Source organism: Paenibacillus sp. FSL H7-0942 (assembly GCF_045040715.1).
Classification (GTDB): Bacteria; Bacillota; Bacilli; order Paenibacillales; family Paenibacillaceae; genus Paenibacillus; species Paenibacillus amylolyticus.
This window is the reverse complement of record NZ_CP150279.1, coordinates 4,749,292-4,767,157: the sequence shown is the minus strand read 5'-3', so window position 1 is coordinate 4,767,157 and position 17,866 is coordinate 4,749,292. Positions and strand designations below refer to the sequence as shown.

The 17,866-nt window shown below is 48.0% G+C and carries 11 protein-coding genes; 10 read left to right on the top strand and 1 reads right to left on the bottom strand.

Translation table 11 applies throughout. The annotated features are described in order from the left end of the window. Window positions 1-93 precede the first annotated feature (93 nt). Window positions 94-2,769, bottom strand: coding sequence for a YhgE/Pip family protein (locus MHI48_RS21220; protein WP_405141684.1), 2,676 nt, complete (start codon window positions 2,767-2,769; stop codon window positions 94-96). A 708-nt stretch (window positions 2,770-3,477) separates the two neighbouring features. On the opposite strand from MHI48_RS21220, the gene pyrR reads away from it, so the two are divergent. From pyrR to MHI48_RS21170, 10 genes are all read left to right on the top strand, one after another. Further along, a complete protein-coding gene (gene pyrR, locus MHI48_RS21215; RefSeq protein ID WP_017687330.1) occupies window positions 3,478-4,041 on the top strand; it encodes a bifunctional pyr operon transcriptional regulator/uracil phosphoribosyltransferase PyrR in 564 nt (187 codons plus the stop codon). Continuing rightward, entirely contained in the window at window positions 4,041-4,952 is a 912-nt protein-coding gene (locus MHI48_RS21210; RefSeq protein ID WP_405141682.1) for an aspartate carbamoyltransferase catalytic subunit, read from the top strand. Before pyrR ends, MHI48_RS21210 begins: the two co-directional genes overlap by 1 nt. A 126-nt stretch (window positions 4,953-5,078) precedes the next feature. Then, window positions 5,079-6,383, top strand: coding sequence for a dihydroorotase (locus MHI48_RS21205; protein WP_405141680.1), 1,305 nt, complete (start codon window positions 5,079-5,081; stop codon window positions 6,381-6,383). A gap of 424 nt (window positions 6,384-6,807) precedes the next feature. After that, window positions 6,808-7,950, top strand: a complete 1,143-nt coding sequence (carA, locus tag MHI48_RS21200; RefSeq protein WP_047843735.1) for a glutamine-hydrolyzing carbamoyl-phosphate synthase small subunit — start codon at window positions 6,808-6,810, stop codon at window positions 7,948-7,950. A gap of 1 nt (window position 7,951) precedes the next feature. After that, window positions 7,952-11,170, top strand: a complete 3,219-nt coding sequence (carB, locus tag MHI48_RS21195) for a carbamoyl-phosphate synthase large subunit (RefSeq protein ID WP_100527071.1) — start codon at window positions 7,952-7,954, stop codon at window positions 11,168-11,170. Window positions 11,171-11,273: 103 nt separating this feature from the next. Then, window positions 11,274-12,014 (top strand): orotidine-5'-phosphate decarboxylase, encoded by a 741-nt coding sequence (pyrF, locus tag MHI48_RS21190; RefSeq protein WP_076250785.1) that lies wholly within the window; start codon window positions 11,274-11,276, stop codon window positions 12,012-12,014. Continuing rightward, a complete protein-coding gene (gene pyrE / locus MHI48_RS21185) occupies window positions 12,011-12,652 on the top strand; it encodes an orotate phosphoribosyltransferase (protein ID WP_036674850.1) in 642 nt (213 codons plus the stop codon). The genes pyrF and pyrE overlap by 4 nt, the downstream gene beginning before the upstream one ends. Before the next feature lie 290 nt (window positions 12,653-12,942). Beyond that, window positions 12,943-13,872 (top strand): ABC transporter ATP-binding protein, encoded by a 930-nt coding sequence (locus tag MHI48_RS21180; RefSeq protein WP_405141677.1) that lies wholly within the window; start codon window positions 12,943-12,945, stop codon window positions 13,870-13,872. Next, on the top strand, window positions 13,835-14,944 hold the full coding sequence (locus MHI48_RS21175) for an efflux RND transporter periplasmic adaptor subunit (protein ID WP_036614803.1): 1,110 nt from the start codon (window positions 13,835-13,837) through the stop codon (window positions 14,942-14,944). Before MHI48_RS21180 ends, MHI48_RS21175 begins: the two co-directional genes overlap by 38 nt. Then, window positions 14,944-17,865, top strand: a complete 2,922-nt coding sequence (locus tag MHI48_RS21170; RefSeq protein WP_076250790.1) for an ABC transporter permease — start codon at window positions 14,944-14,946, stop codon at window positions 17,863-17,865. Before MHI48_RS21175 ends, MHI48_RS21170 begins: the two co-directional genes overlap by 1 nt. The last annotated feature ends 1 nt before the right edge of the window (window position 17,866 follow it).

Here is a 17,866-nt window from a genome sequence, read left to right as displayed (position 1 = left end):
ATAGTAAATGTATCGATTCATATAATGAAACGAGAAAAGGCCATTGGATGGAAAGTCCAATGGCCTTTTCTTAATTAGTGTTGAGCAAATGAGTTAAGCAATAATTTTGGTCTTCTTGGCATTCTCGGCTGAACGTTTGGTGAGACTGCTGAGTGGACGTTTCAAAGCGAGAGCAACAATGAGACTCAGCGCGATGAACATACACAACCACAGAATATCCTTGATGGCAGTAGACCACAATATGCCGCCGACCGACTCACGCAGCAGACTGATCGCATACGTGAAGGGCATGAACGGATTCAATGCTTGGAAAAAGGGTGATGTCATGCTGATTGGGAACGTACCGCCGGAGCTGGAGAACTGGAACACCATGAAGATAATGGCGATCCCTTTTCCGATATTTCCAAATACGGACAGCAGGGTGTACGTTATGGTGACAAATACGGCACTCACCAGCATGGCAAACAGGACAAACCACAGTTTATCTGCAACATAGGTACCCAGGATTAAGATATCTCCCAGGGTGACACATATCGCCTGAAGTAACCCAATGGTCAGAAAAGTAGCGAGACGTCCAAGATATAACTCATATCCCCGGAACTTGCCCCCTGGATTTTCAGCTTCGGCACGAAGCAGAGAAATCAACAGTGTTGAGCCAACCCACAAGGACAGCACGCCATAAAATGGTGACATGGCCGATCCATAATTCGGAATTGGGTAAAGCTGTTTTTCCTTAATTTGCACCGGACTTGCAAGGAAAGCACTCTCTTCTTCAATATCGCCGCGCAAAAGTTTGGCGAGCTCCGCAAACTGGTTATTACCTTCGACCTCCCGAAGTTTGTCAGCAGCCTTGCTGATGGCACTTTCCAATGCTGGCAGATCATCACGTACAAGCGTGGCAATACGATGTACTCCTTTTTCGACCTCCGGAAGCTGGTTCTGGACAAAATCGGATGCCTTGCCTATCTGTTTCTCGGCAGTAGGCAGATCATTACGAACAAAATCAGCCGCTTCGTTCAGTTTGTTTCCCAGCTTGGGCAGATCGTTTCGAATTAATGAAGACACTGTGTTCAGAGCTTGGATAAAACCTTCACTTTTGTTCGCGAGTGTTTCTGATATCTCATGGATCTTAGATTGTATTTGAGGCAGTTCGCTCTGGATTTTTGTCAACTCGGCCTGCCCAAACGTAATTCCTTCTTTGGCTGATGCAAGAATGTCCGCAATATCCGGAATACGATCTTTTGCTCTTTGCAGAGTTTCTGCTGAAGTGGAGAGGGTAGACCTGAGCTTATCCGCACCAGCTGCAAGTGCAGGCGATATTTCACTTTCATAGGTGTTTAAGATATTGCCACTCCCGCTGCTGATGTCCTTCGAGAGAGTATTTAACTGAGCGATGACGTCTGTTGGTGGAGTTGTATTACGACGCATGGCATCACTGATGATACCAGCCAAGCGGATCTGCAACTGAAGTTTATCTGAAATGGAGTTCAGTTGTGTAATTTTATTGGCAAGTGGTTGGTCTGGGAGCAAGTTATTGATATTGCCCAGTAGTTCTGCCATACTGTCCACGAGTTTTACCCCAATCCCTAAACGTGAAGCAATCCGGTCGAGATCTTCTACTGTAGGAAGGTTATTAAGATCCGAATTTTGCAATTGTGCAAATACGTCTCCTGCAGCGTTAGTAATCTGCTGCACCAGCAGTAGATTTTGGCGGATCGTCGGGCCAATAGTCTGAAACGCTTCTTCACTGGAATCCACAAACTGATCTAATCCCTCTGCAAGCTCAATCCCGTTGCCGGCGATTTGTGATACTTTGTCCAAATCTTGCTCTGCTGCCGTTACGATAGACAGAGCTTTGTTCTTTTTATCCAGCGCCGTTTGGATGACATCTGATACCTCACCAAAGTTTTCATCCACTTCTCGAATGCGTTCTACCGCTTTTTGTATATCCGGTATCCGCCCTTGAATAGCCAGCACTTCGGAAGCCGCATCATTAATTTGTGGCCAATACTCCTGCACCTTGAGCACATAATGTGCTGCTTGATTGATTTCAGGCAGTTTTTTCTCGATTTCAACGATCTTTTGAGCATTTTTTACAATCTCGGGCATGGCTTTTTCTACTTCCAGAACCTTTTGACCTGCGGCTTGAATAGCCGGAAGATTTTTCTCCAACGTAAAAATGCCATTCTCCATTTTGCGTAATGTTGGAAGCTGGGAATTAATCTCAACCCCGGCTTCATTCAATTTGGTTAGAACGGCCTCACTGACGGCTTCAGTGAAATTTTCATTGATTTGTGTTGTTATAGCAGATACACCAGAGCCTGTGATTTTAGGAGCAATGGCATTCACCTTTTCATTAACGGTATAGATTACCTCTGGACGTTCCAGCTTTCCGTCAACGATACCTGTAATTTTGGACGAAAAGTCTCCGGGAATGAGCAGGCTGGCATAATATTCTCCTGTATGTACCCCCCGACTAGCCTCAGCTCGATCTACAAAAGTCCAGCCCAGCTTTTTGTTATTTTTGAGGCTGGTTACCAGTTCGTCTCCAATATTAACATGAGTTCCTTCAACAGTCGCACCAGCGTCCTCGCTTGTCACTGCAATTTTGATCCCCTGGGTATTACTGTATGGGTCCCAGACGGACTTCACGTTGACCCAGTCATACACCCCGGGAAGTAGAATAATAGCCACAATTAAAAATATACCTGTGGGAACCTTCAGAATATGCAACCAGTCTGTTTTGTAAACGTGCCATATGTGACGCATGACTTCCTCCTAAATGTACATAAATGTAGGGATTAACTTATTTCTATGACTCATATTTGTGAATCGTATGTATATCGGCATTATTGCAGTATCTAATAATGGGTTCATGTTTATAAACTGTACCCATTTCACTTGGTACTAATTCAGAGCCTTCATATATTGCGTAAAATGAAACTCACTGTCTGTTCTAAAAAGAAGTGTTTTATCTCTTTTGAGTACAGTACGAGGTTTATTTTGGTTATATCAAATTTCTCATTTGCCTATGGATAAATATGCAGAAATGTTGTATAATTATGAATAACCAATGAGATGTATTGTGCATGGATGTTTTTCAGCCTAACTGCTGATTCTAAGAAGAACGTAGCAGAGGGTTTTCACCTGCGATGGTGAGGTGTTGACAGGGGGTTGTCTTTCTGTCATAATTCATGAAGACAAACGGACATATTGATTACAGAACCCTGTGAGGTCCTGCAATATGAACGACATGAATAGCACCTTTAAATCAGTCCCGTGAGACTGGCAAGGTAACGTGAACGATACATCGTTTTTTTGCTGCGGCAAATGAAGCGATGCATCCCCGAGAGTAAACTTTCTTCAGAGCGGTCTGAAGTTCGGAGACTCCTTGCCAATAAACACGGCAAGGAGTCTTTTTTTTCTCCTCGTCACGGGGCCATGATGCTGAAGGGAAATCCTGAGGAGGCTGAACGCATGAGCACAGAGACACATGTCATTATGGATGAGACGGCGATCCGCCGCGCATTAACACGGATTGCCCATGAGATATTGGAGAAAAACAAAGGAATCGACGATTGTGTGTTGGTCGGTATCCGTACACGCGGGGTTTACCTTGCAGAACGGATTGCCGCCAAGATTGAAGAAATCGAGGGCGCCAAAGTCCCCTGGGGAGAGCTGGATGTGACTCCTTACCGCGATGACCGCTTGGACGAAAATAAAGCGAATCGCAAGGAAATGTTGATTATGACACCTGAATCACTTTCGATCCATAACAAAAAGGTGATTTTGTTCGATGATGTGCTCTATACCGGACGGACGATTCGCGCAGCGATGGATGCCCTGATGGACTGTGGAAGACCGCAGAACATTCAGCTGGCTGTACTCGCAGACCGCGGACACCGGGAACTTCCAATTCGACCTGATTTTATCGGCAAGAATGTGCCGACTTCCAAATCAGAGGAGATCGAAGTTGCACTCATGGAAACGGACGGACAGGATGAAGTCAAAATCACTCAGAACCGGGGGGAGCAAGCATAATGATTACACAGACAGCATTGAGAGACCGAAGCTTGCTTGGACTGAAGGAACTTAGTCGAGGAGAAATCGAGTCCATTCTGAACAGAGCGGCTCACTGGGAAGCACAGAAAGAGAAACTGGTTCCTGTACTGGAATCACGCTTTGTTGCGAACATGTTCTTCGAGAACAGCACACGTACCCGCTTCTCCTTCGAAATGGCAGAGAAACGCCTGGGCGCACAAGTGCTGAACTTTACGGCAGCCGCATCCAGTGTGGAAAAAGGAGAGTCCATCTACGATACGGTACGAACACTTGAGTCGATGGGCATTGATGCAGGCGTGATCCGGTTGAAACCGGCAGGCGTTCTGCAACAACTGGCTCAGAAAGTGAATGTACCACTCGTAAACGCCGGAGACGGCAACAATGAGCATCCTACACAAGCACTGCTGGACCTCTACACGATGAGGAAAGCATTTGGCGAACTGAAGGGCTTGCGTGTCTCCATCATAGGTGACATTCTGCATAGCCGTGTAGCTCGTTCCAACCTGTGGGCACTGCAAAAGTTTGGTGCAGATGTACACTTCTGTGCACCGCAAACGATGCAGGCACCGGAACTCGCAGAGCATGCTTCTTATGTCGGTCTTGAAGAAGCGCTGGATGCAGATGTAGTCATGATGCTTCGTGTTCAACTGGAACGTCATCAACATGGCTTAATTACTTCAGCTGAGGATTATCGCGAACACTACGGATTGACGGAAGAACGGGCATCACGCCTAAAACCAAGCACCATTATCATGCACCCTGCTCCAGTGAATCGCAACGTCGAGGTAGATGACGCGGTTGTGGAAAGTGAAGCATCGCGGATCTTCCCGCAGATGGCAAACGGCGTTCCAATCCGCATGGCGGTTATGGAACGTGCGATGAAACTGTAACAGGGTCTGGCTGTAGGTCATAGGCTGACGGTACGGTAGTTCTTATAGAGCAATAAGAGAGTACACGATAAAGAAAATCAACCGGCTTGCCTGGTAAGCCGGACAGAACCGAAGCGGAGGGCAATTATGCTACAGATTATAAAAAACGCAAACGTCTTGAACCAACAAGGGGAACTTGAACGGAAAACCATCATTATAGATGAAGGTAAAATTAAAAAGATCGCTGGTCTGGAAGACCAAGCCGTTCTGGATGCCGAAAAGTCAGCGCAAAGTGTGACAGACGCATCAGGCAAACTGGTCATTCCGGGATTGATCGATATGCACGTGCATCTGCGTGAACCTGGATTCGAGCACAAAGAGACGATCGAGACAGGTGCCCGTTCAGCAGCACAAGGTGGTTTTACAACAATCGCTTGCATGCCGAACACGAGACCAGTTACAGATACAGCTGAAGTTGTGAAGCTGGTACTGGATAAAGCCAAAGAAGCTGATCTGGTTAAAGTGTTGCCTTATGCAGCCATTACAAAAAATGAACTGGGTCGTGAACTTACCGATTTTGCCGCATTAAAAGAAGCAGGCGCTATTGGATTCACAGATGACGGTGTAGGCGTACAAAACGCTCAAATGATGAAAGATGCCATGAGCCTCGCAGCAAGAATGGATATGCCAGTGATCGCTCACTGTGAAGATGACTCACTGGTTGTTGGTGGATATGTGACGGAAGGTGAGTTTTCGAAGCGCCACGGCATCAAAGGCATTCCAAATGAATCCGAAGCCATTCACGTTGGCCGTGATATCCTACTGGCAGAAGCAACGGGAGTCCATTATCACGTTTGCCACGTAAGTACAGAGCAATCGGTTCGCTTGATTCGTCTAGCGAAGTCCATCGGCATTAAAGTAACTGCTGAGGTATGTCCACACCATCTGGTGTTGTCGGATGAAGATATCCCAGGCATGGACGCCAACTGGAAAATGAACCCGCCGCTACGCTCACCACGCGATGTGCAGGCTTGTATCGAAGGTTTGCTAGACGGCACGCTGGATATGATCGTAACTGATCACGCGCCACACAGTGAAGAAGAGAAAGCCAAAGGCATGGAGCTGGCACCTTTCGGAATCGTAGGATTCGAAACAGCCTTCCCGCTGCTGTACACCAAGTTTGTGGAAACAGGATTGTGGAGCTTGGATTTCCTGGTGAAACGCATGACAGCTGATCCGGCACGTGTATTCCGACTGGATACAGGCAAACTGGAAGAGGGAGCACCAGCCGATATCACGATGATTGACCTGAACGAGGAAAAAGCAGTTGATCCTGCAACGTTTGCAACCAAAGGAAGAAACACACCATTCACAGGTTGGAAGCTTAAAGGCTGGGCCGTACAAACTTGGGTGGATGGCAAAAGCGTGTGGCATAACACGGTACAACAGTAAAACGGTAATTTAGTAAATTGATAAATTAGTAACGCTATATCTTTAACTCTTTAAATCAGCAACAGTAATTCTTAACTCTTAAATCAACAAGTCATTATAACTCTAAATTTACAACTTCTACACAGTAACATCTTTTCAACTAACTCGAGGCAAATTATGCCGAGAGTCTAACATACGAAACAAAGCAAAGTTGAATGTCATGATTTTGAACTTGGACACCAACGTAACTGCGGAGCGGACAGAAAAGACCCGAAGAAGCAAAGCGTTCGCCTTTATCACCGGATTACATCATTTAAAAAATGATAAAAAGTAATCCGGGGATAACAGCGATCAAAGGGTTTTCTGTCAGCGGAGCCGCACGAAGTTTCCAGAAAGTTCAACCCCAATGCATTCAACGTTGATAAACACAGAGGAGTGAAATGGGATGCAGGCACAGGCAAGATTATTGTTGGAAGACGGCACACTGTTCACCGGGAAAGCATTTGGTGCTGAAGGTGAAACTACAGGTGAGGTCGTTTTTAATACGGGAATTACAGGCTATCAAGAGGTGCTTTCGGATCCTTCCTATTGCGGTCAAATCGTAACCATGACGTATCCGCTGATCGGAAACTACGGCATTACGCGTGATGACTTTGAGTCGATTCGTCCATACGTACACGGTTTTGTTGTGCGTCGTCATGAGCCAACGCCGAGTAACTGGCGTGCGGAATACAGCGTAGACAATCTGCTCAAGGAATACGGCATCGTAGGAATCAGCGAAATTGATACACGCATGTTGACTCGCCGGATTCGTCACCACGGCACAATGAAGGGAATTCTCACAACAGGATCGAAGCCTGTGGAAGAACTGCTGGAGATGATGGGAGACACCACCATTGCCGAGCTGCGTAACCAGGTGCCTATGACTTCTACAGAGCATGTCTACAACAGCCCGGGAACGGCTGAGCGTATTGTGCTCGTGGATTACGGTGCGAAAACAGGAATCTTGCGCGAACTCAGCAAACGTAACTGTGACGTTGTTGTTGTTCCACACGATGTAACAGCAGACGAGATTCGTCGCCTGAACCCGGACGGCATTCAACTGTCCAACGGCCCTGGGGACCCGAAAGACGTACCTCACGCGGTTAACATGATCAGTGAATTGCTTGGCGAATACCCGATCTTCGGTATCTGCCTGGGTCACCAGTTGTTCGCACTTGCAGCAGGAGCAGACACGGAAAAACTTAAGTTTGGACATCGCGGAGGAAACCACCCGGTGAAAGAACTGGAGAGCGGACGTTGCTTCATCACATCCCAGAACCATGGATTTACCGTAAACGAAGAGTCTGTGAAGAGTACAGACCTGGAAGTTACACATATCAACAATAACGATAAGACCATTGAAGGTCTGAAACATAAATCATTCCCGGCCTTCTCGGTTCAATATCACCCAGAAGCAGCCCCGGGACCTTACGATAACAGCTATCTGTTTGACCGCTTCATCGAGATGATTCGCGAGCACAAAATCACTAACCCGCAAAAGCCGCGTCAAGCCGTATTGGCAGCCGCAGTGAAAGGAGCACAATAACATGCCGATTAACAAAGATCTCAAAAAAATCCTGGTGATTGGTTCCGGTCCAATCGTCATCGGTCAAGCGGCCGAGTTCGACTATGCCGGTACACAAGCTTGCCAGGCTCTGAAAGAAGAAGGCGTGGAAGTTGTACTTATCAACAGCAACCCGGCGACCATTATGACGGATACAAACATGGCTGACAAAGTCTACATTGAGCCAATTACACTGGATTTTGTAACCCAAATCATTCGTCAAGAGCGTCCAGATGGCTTGTTGCCAACACTGGGTGGTCAAACAGGTCTGAACATGGCTGTAGAGCTGGCTCGTGCTGGCGTGCTGGAACGTGAAAATGTGAAATTGCTCGGAACACAGCTGACATCCATCGAGAAAGCGGAAGATCGTGATCTGTTCCGTGACCTGATGCGTGAATTGGAACAACCTGTACCAGAGAGTGTCATCGTAACGACACTTGAAGAATCACTTGAATTTGCGAATGAGATTGGTTATCCAATCATCGTGCGTCCAGCCTATACACTGGGCGGAACTGGCGGCGGAATCTGTGCGAACGAAGAAGAACTGCGTGAGACGGTGGCAGCGGGAATTCGTTACAGCCCGATTGGGCAATGTCTGGTCGAGAAGAGCATTGCAGGTATGAAAGAAGTCGAGTATGAGGTTATGCGAGACAAAAACGATAACTGTATCGTTGTCTGCAACATGGAAAACTTTGACCCGGTAGGTATTCATACAGGTGATAGTATCGTCGTAGCACCAAGCCAAACATTGTCGGACCGTGAATATCAAATGCTGCGTTCAGCTTCCTTGAAAATCATCCGTGCCCTGAATATCGAGGGTGGATGTAACGTACAGTTTGCACTGGACCCACACAGCTTCCAATACTATGTTATCGAAGTAAATCCACGGGTAAGCCGTTCATCAGCTCTGGCTTCCAAAGCAACGGGTTATCCGATTGCAAAAATGGCTGCCAAAATTGCGATGGGTTACACGTTGGATGAAATTGTGAACCCGGTAACAGGCCAAACGTATGCTTGCTTCGAGCCTACGCTGGATTATATCGTGAGCAAAATCCCACGCTGGCCGTTCGACAAGTTCATCTCGGCGAACCGTAAACTGGGAACTCAGATGAAAGCAACAGGCGAAGTAATGGCTATTGGCCGGACATTCGAAGAGTCGATTCACAAAGCAGTTCGTTCCTTGGAAATTGGCGTACATCGCCTCTACCTGAAGGATGCCGAAACGCTGGACGAAGCTACCCTGAACGAGCGTCTAATCAAAGCAGATGATGAGCGTATCTTCCTGATTGCCGAAGCATTCCGCAGAGGATATACGTTGCAACAGCTACAGGATCTGACCAAGATTGACTGGTGGTTCCTGGACAAAATCGAAGGTCTGATCGCATTCGAAGATCGCATTCGCGAAGAATCCGAATTGTCTTCCGACATTCTGTATCAAGCGAAACGCCTTGGATTCACAGACCGTGCCATTGCTGAACTGCGTGCGCAAGGTCAACCAGGAGGCACATTAACAACTGAAGCGGAAGTTAGAACTCGTCGGGAAGCAGAGAACCTGCGCCCAGTGTACAAAATGGTAGATACATGTGCGGCTGAGTTCGAAGCAACAACGCCATATTACTACTCAACTTACGAGACAGAAAATGAAGTTATCCCTTCAGACAAGAAAAAAGTTGTGGTACTGGGTTCAGGACCAATCCGGATCGGTCAAGGGATTGAGTTTGACTACTCTACTGTACACGCAGTATGGGCATTGCAAAAAGCAGGCTATGAAGCTGTCATTATCAATAATAACCCGGAGACGGTGTCTACGGACTTTAATACATCGGATCGCCTGTACTTTGAACCGCTCTTCTTCGAAGATGTCATGAACGTGATTGAACAGGAGAAACCAGTAGGGGTTATCGTACAGTTCGGTGGTCAAACGGCCATCAACCTGGCAGCACCACTGCGTAATGCAGGTGTAACCATTCTCGGAACGGATCTGGAAAGCATCGATGAGGCGGAGGACCGCAAGAAGTTCGAGCGTCTGCTCTCCCGTCTGGAGATTGCACAGCCAAAAGGTAAAACAGTCATTTCCGTTGATGATGCGGTAGAAACAGCTCAAAGTCTGGGCTACCCTGTCTTGGTTCGTCCTTCTTATGTACTCGGCGGTCGTGCGATGGAGATTGTATACTCCGATGCTGAATTGCTGACATACATGGAACAGGCGGTTAAAATCAATCCAGAGCATCCGGTCCTGATCGACCGTTACATGATGGGTAAAGAAGTTGAGGTTGACGCCATCTGTGATGGTGAAACGGTATTGATTCCGGGAATCATGGAACATATCGAGCGTGCAGGGGTTCACTCTGGTGACTCCATCGCGGTATATCCTCCTCAACATCTGTCCCAGGATTTGAAAGAGAAAATTGTAGAGATTACAATCAAAATTGCGAAAGAACTGAAAACGGTAGGTTTGGTCAACATCCAGTTTGTTATCCATGATGGCCAAGTGTACATTATCGAGGTAAACCCGCGTTCATCCCGTACCGTACCATTCCTGAGCAAAGTAACCAACATTCCGATGGCGAACTTGGCAACACAAGCCATTCTGGGTGTGAAACTAAAAGATCTTGGTTATGTTGACGGGCTGTGGCCTGAATCGGATCATGTATCGGTTAAAGTTCCGGTCTTCTCCTTCGCGAAGCTGCGTCGTGTAGAACCAACCCTCGGACCTGAGATGAAGTCTACAGGTGAGGTTATGGGCCGTGACCCGAATTACGCTAAAGCGTTGTTCAAAGGTCTCATCGGTGCAGGAATGAAAATTCCGGCAACCGGAGCGATTGTTGTAACTGTAGCAGACAAAGACAAGGACGAAGCGGTTCCTTTGCTCGAAGGTTTCTACAGACTGGGTTACAAAATCATGGCAACTGGCGGAACAGCAGCTGCGCTTGAAGCAGCGAACATTCCGGTAACGACTGTGAACAAATTAAGTGAAGGTTCGCCGAACATTCTGGATATGATCCGTAGCGGTGAAGCAAACTTTGTCTTCAACACACTCACCAAAGGCAAAACACCGCAACGTGACGGATTCCGAATTCGTCGTGAAGCGGTAGAGAACGGCATTGTATGTATGACTTCACTGGATACGATTCGTGCGCTGCTGATCATGCTGCAAACGATCAACTTCTCTTCGGAAGCAATGCCTGTCTCTGTAAAATAAATAAGTCTCTGATGAAGGACATCAGTCAGCCTGCGGGCTGGCGGGATGTCCTTTATATCGGGCAAAAACGGAAAAAATGAGCAAGTGGAGGGGAGCGCTGGTGATGAATCAAGCGAGTTTCAATGAAATGGCTGGCCGTCTGATGGTGGCACTGGATTATCCTGGAGCGGAAGAAGCTCAAGAATTGGTACAAGCTCTTGAGGGCATTCCCTGTTATCTCAAGGTGGGTATGCAGCTGTTCTACGCAGCAGGACCTGACTTTATTCGGGAGCTGAAATCCAAAGGGTACTCCGTTTTTCTGGATGTGAAAATGCATGACATTCCCAACACCGTTCGTGGCGGAGCTGAGAGTATCACACGTCTTGGCGTAGACATGTTCAATGTACATGCAGCGGGTGGAGCCCTTATGATGCGTGCTGCACGTGAAGGTGCTGAGGCAGCAATCGCTGCCGATCCTTCCCTTAGCAAGCCCGAGATCATTGCAGTCACCCAACTCACCAGTACAAGTCTGGAAACGATGAATAACGAGATTGGCATCCCGGGAAGTGTGGAAGCTGCGGTGGTCCGTTATGCAGGACTAGCCCAAGAGGCCGGACTGGATGGAGTTGTTGCTTCTCCACTGGAAGTGCCCGCAATTCGGGCAACGTGTGGCAGTGCTTTTCACACCGTTACTCCAGGAATTCGTCCAGCGGGTAGTGGTCTGGGAGATCAGACACGCGTCTTGACCCCAGGTGAAGCCATCGCCAGAGGCAGTCATTACATTGTTGTAGGCAGACCCATTACAGGCGCTCCCAATCCGCGAGAAGCGGTAGAAACCATTTTGAAGGAGATGTTGAACGCATGATCGAACTGAATGAGATTCCGAATCATATTGCTTCCCAACTTTTGAAAATTAAAGCCGTGGCGTTACGTCCGCAGCAGCCATTTACATGGACATCCGGCATCAAATCACCAATATACTGTGATAACCGCTTAACGATGTCCTATCCGGAGATTCGCAACGATATCGCTGAAGCATTTGCAACAATCATTCGGAACCAGTATCCGGATGCAGAAGTCATCGCAGGTACAGCAACCGCAGGTATTCCGCATGCTGCCTGGGTGGCTCAGAAGCTGAATCTGCCGATGGCTTACATTCGCGATAAAGCGAAAGGACACGGCAAGGAGAACCTGATCGAAGGTCTGATTACCGAAGGACAGAAAGTGGTTGTCATCGAAGATCTGATCTCTACAGGTGGAAGCTCGATCAAAGCAGCAGAAGCTGTACGCGTTGCAGGTGCAACACCTCTCGCCGTGCTTGCCATTTTCAGCTACCAGCTGGATAAAGGTGTTAAAGCATTTGAAGATGCTGGAATTCCACTTCAGACGTTGTCCAATTACACGGCGCTGATGGATGTGGCTTTGGCTCAGGGAACGATTCAGGAGAGTGACTTTGAGTTGCTTAAATCCTGGCGTGAAGATCCTTCTTCATTTGGTAAATAATATCATTGATACCTCGAAAACATGTTCAGGAATGAACGGTATCAAAATTGTAATGATTGCCGTCATAGCGGCAAAACCATCGAATATGCAAGAGGCATCCCGCACTTTGGGGTGCTTTTTTTGTTTGTTCATCAAAATATTAACTTTTTCACTCTACCGTTGTAAAAAGCTTGTAACTTTTAGTTGGGATCGGTCGTTTATAATTCAGTGTAGGATGGAACAGATTTCTAATTTTAGGTTTTTTGAAGAAATGAACGGGATTTCAAGAAAGGATGAGCGTGATTGCTGGCATGAAGAATTTATTTCTCAGAAAAAGACCTGCCAAGAGCCAGTCAGGCGATGAACATCAACAGGGGGAAACACCGTTGGAGGCATCGACGGAGTCGGGGGAAAATACATACAACAATGAACATGATTACCCGACGAGTAAACCTCCGTTACCTGAAAGTGAAATCGCTTCAGATGAAGTGGCTGCAGCTGCTGTCATCACTGTTGATGAACCCCAGAAGAAGATCAAACCAAAGAAGGATACGCTGCCTCCATATGATGGACCTGTACTGGAGGTGCGTAACGTGCATCGCAGTTTCCAGACAGGCAGTCGCATTATCCATGTGCTCAAAGGCATTGATATGGAAGTGAATCCGCAACAACTGGTCATGTTGAAGGGGCGATCGGGCTCAGGCAAAACAACACTGCTGAATATGCTCGGTGGACTGGATCAGCCTTCAAGTGGAGACATTCTGTTCTCTGGCCAGCCTCTTCAGGATTGGGGAGACCGGCGGCGGACCGCTTTGCGGCGCAAAGAGATCGGTTTTATTTTTCAGGCGTATGCACTCATGCCCTTATTATCTGCTTGGGAAAATGTAGAACTGTCGCTGCGCATGGCGGACGTTCCGCGAGCGGAGTGGAAGGACAGGGTTGGTCACTGTCTGGATCTGGTTGGACTATCCAAACGGGTGAAGCACCGACCTTTCGAGATGTCCGGGGGAGAGCAGCAGCGGGTGGCTATAGCCAAGGCGATTGCCCATAGACCCAGATTGTTGCTTGCGGATGAACCTACAGCTGAACTGGATTCCAAGATGGGCGCTCAGGTCATGGCCGTATTCCGCAATATTATTGAAGTAGAACAAGTAACAATATGTATGACTACACACGATCCTACAATTTTGGAGGTTGCGGACCATGTTTATGAAATGGCGGACGGCAGATTTATCAAGTAAAGGGGCCGCTCCGAAGAGGGGGAAACGCGCAGCGATTATTGTACTCGGTGCGATAATGGTTGCAACGATGTCCGGCTGCTCATTGCTGCCGTCAGAAACAGAGGAAGAAGTGCTTCCGCCTATTACACCACCAACGATCTCCAAGAAACCGGAATATGAAGTCCGGACGGAAACGTTGGAGAAAAAAGTAAGTGGCAGCGGCAAGATGATGAGTCAGCGGGAAGAGAAGGTGTACTTCACGCTTGATGGCATGCATGTCAAAGAGTTAAATGTTAAACCAGGGGATAAAGTGAAAAAGGGTCAACTTCTTGCTGTCCTCGATGTGGAGAGTGTAGAAAAGGAGATCCGTGGCAAGAAACTGGCTATTCGCAAATCCGAAGTTCAAATGAAGGAAACACTCCGCAAGAAGGATGAGATGGACCCGGTAGAGTTCGAAGAATCAACGATTGCGTTTGAAGAACTACGCCAGGAACTCGCTGATCTGGAGGAACAACTGGGCAAAGCCACGTTGACCGCTCCGTTTGGCGGCACCGTTATTGCAGTGCAGGTAGAGAAGGGTGCAACCGTGAAAGCGTATGATCCGATTGCTACGATTGCGGATACATCGAATCTGGTTGTGGCAGCTACCTTTGCCAAGGAAGATCTGGAGAAGTTCTCGGCCGGTATGAAGGCAGAAGTAGATATTAATGGAGCTGGTAAAGTCGCTGGCAAAATTAAAGTTATGCCTATCGCGGAAGCATCGGGAAGCGGCAGTGGCGAAGGGACGGGTGAAGGCGGTACGCCTCCAACCAAGGAAACGCTGGATAAGTATGTCATCGTTACACTTGCAAAAATGCCAAAAGGCGTCGAACGTGGCACACCACTATCGGTCTCGATTGTAACGCAGCGTACCGAGAACGCGATTGTGATTCCTGTATCCGCTTTACGCTCCATCGGTTCAAGAACGTATGTACAAGTGGTGGAGAGTGATGGCAGCAAGCGTGAAGTGGACGTTGAAGTTGGACAGCAGACATCGACAGATGTCGAGATTCTGAAAGGTCTGACCGTAGGTCAGAAAGTAGTGGGACGCTAATGGGGCTGCCATTGCTTCGGTTGCTGTTCCGCAAAATGTGGAACACGCGCTGGATGACCTTCAGCACACTGATCGGATTGATTGTGGCGGTAGCGTTCACCGTCAGTATTCCAATGTATGCCGATGGTGCGTTGAAACGGGTCGTCGCGCAAACGCTGCAGGATAACAGTGAAGGGTTGCCAGCCGGTTCGTTGCTGATGAGTTATCAGGCACCTGGTGGCGTGAAGACAGACACACGGGGTCTGGATGAAGTAGATCGTTATATTCGTGAGGATGTCCCTCGCGACATCGGGTTTCCTTTTCATACTTATGTGAATTCGAGATCCATTCGCAGCACAGAAGTGAGCCCGGAAGATCCAACCAAAGTGGATGCCAGCAGGGCGCGCAGTATGAGTCTGGGCACGATGAGTGGACTGGATGCACAGGTGAATTACTCTGCCGGGGTGAAACCTGGAAACCAGGTCAAAGATGACACGATCGAGGCAGTCATGTTGGAAGAGGGTATGTACCGTAACGACCTGCATATCGGTGACATTCTGGAATATCCAGTGTATAGCGGTCTTGATATCACGTTACGTGTGAAGATTACGGGTTCCTTCAAGGCAGATGATCCGAACAGCCCTTACTGGGTACAAGGATTTGACGGCATGATGAATGGACTATATGTGGATGAATCGGTTTTTAATGATGTTTTACTGAAGGAAAAAGGGATTCCACTTCAAAATTCACGTTGGTATTATGCCTTTGATCTGAAAGAAATTCAAACCAGCCAGTTATCAGGTCTGACTTCCATGCTGGAAAGGCTGGATATCGATCTGTACCAGCGGCTGAAAGATACAAAAGTGGACATCACCTTTGGTGATCTGCTTAAGCAGTTCCGCAGTCAGAGTCTGCAACTGCAGACCATGTTGTTTACCTTGGCAGCACCGATGATTGCGATGGTCTTTTATTTTATTGCGATGAACGCCAGACAGTCATTACAGAAGCAAGAGAGTGATATTGCGGTATTGCGTAGCCGTGGAGCTTCAGCTCGGCAGATCTTCTCTCTTTACTTGCTTGAAGGTATATTCCTGGGCGTTATTGCGTTGATTATTGGACCGTTTCTCGGTTGGTTTATGGCCAAGAGTATTGGTTCAGCAAGTGGCTTTCTCTCGTTCGTAGATCGGAAGTCTATTCCGATCGGTGTATCAAAAGAAGCTATTCTCCTGGGAGTAGCAGCGGTCCTTGTAGCGATCATCGCATCACTTATCCCTGCGATAACTTATGCACGGGCAACCATTGTATCTGCCAAACGGCGGCAAGCACGAACAGACCGTGCTCCAGTATGGCAGCGCTGGTTCCTGGACGTTGTGTTGCTGGGTCTGGCTGGATATGGATACTACCTGTTCTATGAACGTCAGATGTTGACCTTCCAGACCGGAATGACAACCGATCAGTTGCAGGTACAGCCGTTTCTATTCTTTGTACCCGCACTCGCGATCTTTGCGCTTGGACTATTCTTCCTGCGCTTGTTCCCGTGGATATTAAAGCTTATTCAGTTGATCGGTCGCAAGTTTCTCCCGGTCCCGTTGTATCTGACATTAACGCAGTTATCGCGTTCATCTTCTTCATATTATCCGCTGATGATCCTCCTTGTACTGACACTGGGACTTGGGGTGTACAACTCGGCTGCAGCTCGGACGATTGATCTGAATTCCACTGAGCGTACCTTGTACCGTTATGGTTCTGATGTGATTATGCAGACTGTATGGGAAGGAACACCTGAGGTTAAACCCGGTGGTTCCGGACAGAACGGCGGTACGGGTGGAGGTCAACAAGGTGGCGGTAATGGAGGAGGAGGTTCTGCTGGTGGTGGTTCCGGCGGAGGCAATGGCGGTGGAGGTGCTCCAGGTGGTGGTGGCGGTTCTTCGCAGCCATCCAAAGTCATCTACTCCGAACCTCCATTTGAAGTGTTCCGCAGATTAGACGGGGTTGAACATGCAGCACGCGTGCTACAGACCAAAGGCAATATTATCGTCTCTGGTAAATCGGGCGGACAGGGGATGCTGGTCGGAATTGATAATGTGGACTTTGCTCAAGTGGCATGGTTCCGCAACGATCTGTTCCCGGCACATCCCTACAAGTACCTTGACTTGCTTGGTAAATATGAAGGGGCTGTATTGATCTCTTCCAAATTTGCTGACAAGTTCAAACTCAAAACTGGAGACCTCGTCTCCATGGGTGTACAGGGACAGGCGATTGAATTCGTCGTGTTTGGGATCATACCTTACTGGCCAGCGCAGTATCCGGATCAGATGCCATTTTTCGTGGCGAATCTGGATTATATCTATGATCAGGTGCCTTTGATTCCTTATGAGGTGTGGCTGAAAATGGAACCGGATGCCAAAGTGGCTCCACTAATGGAGAAACTTGCAGCAGAAGGCATTGAGTTATCATCTGTACGTGACGTCCGCACAGAATTGGTATCTCAGGCTAAACATCCGTCTCGAGGTGGCGTATTCGGGATACTGAGCCTTGGATTCCTGGTATCGGTTATTATCTCGTTGATCGGATACGTGCTGTACTGGTTCTTCAACCTGTCCGGACGTGTTGTGCAGTTTGGTGTATTACGGGCCATGGGGTTATCCCGGGCACAACTAAGCGGCATGTTGCTGCTGGAGCAGGTGTTCACAGCAGGTCTATCGATCCTGCTAGGTATTGGGATTGGTCAGGTATCCAGTCGTTTATTCCTGCCATTCCTGCAAACGACGGATAATGTATCTGCCCAGGTACCTCCGTTCCGGATTGTGTTTGAACAGCAAGATATGTTGCAACTGTATGGGGTCACCGTAGTGATGCTGGTCATTGGTGCAACGATGTTGCTCTGGCAGATTCGCAGATTGCGAGTTCACCAGGCAGTCAAAATGGGAGAGGAGAGGTGAA

Coding starts and splice junctions, on each gene's coding strand:
- MHI48_RS21220 (WP_405141684.1), bottom strand. CDS start 2,769: ATGCGTCACATATGGCACGTTTACAAAACAGACTGGTTGCATATTCTG.
- pyrR (WP_017687330.1), top strand. CDS start 3,478: ATGAGCACAGAGACACATGTCATTATGGATGAGACGGCGATCCGCCGC.
- MHI48_RS21210 (WP_405141682.1), top strand. CDS start 4,041: ATGATTACACAGACAGCATTGAGAGACCGAAGCTTGCTTGGACTGAAG.
- MHI48_RS21205 (WP_405141680.1), top strand. CDS start 5,079: ATGCTACAGATTATAAAAAACGCAAACGTCTTGAACCAACAAGGGGAA.
- carA (WP_047843735.1), top strand. CDS start 6,808: ATGCAGGCACAGGCAAGATTATTGTTGGAAGACGGCACACTGTTCACC.
- carB (WP_100527071.1), top strand. CDS start 7,952: ATGCCGATTAACAAAGATCTCAAAAAAATCCTGGTGATTGGTTCCGGT.
- pyrF (WP_076250785.1), top strand. CDS start 11,274: ATGAATCAAGCGAGTTTCAATGAAATGGCTGGCCGTCTGATGGTGGCA.
- pyrE (WP_036674850.1), top strand. CDS start 12,011: ATGATCGAACTGAATGAGATTCCGAATCATATTGCTTCCCAACTTTTG.
- MHI48_RS21180 (WP_405141677.1), top strand. CDS start 12,943: ATGAAGAATTTATTTCTCAGAAAAAGACCTGCCAAGAGCCAGTCAGGC.
- MHI48_RS21175 (WP_036614803.1), top strand. CDS start 13,835: ATGTTTATGAAATGGCGGACGGCAGATTTATCAAGTAAAGGGGCCGCT.
- MHI48_RS21170 (WP_076250790.1), top strand. CDS start 14,944: ATGGGGCTGCCATTGCTTCGGTTGCTGTTCCGCAAAATGTGGAACACG.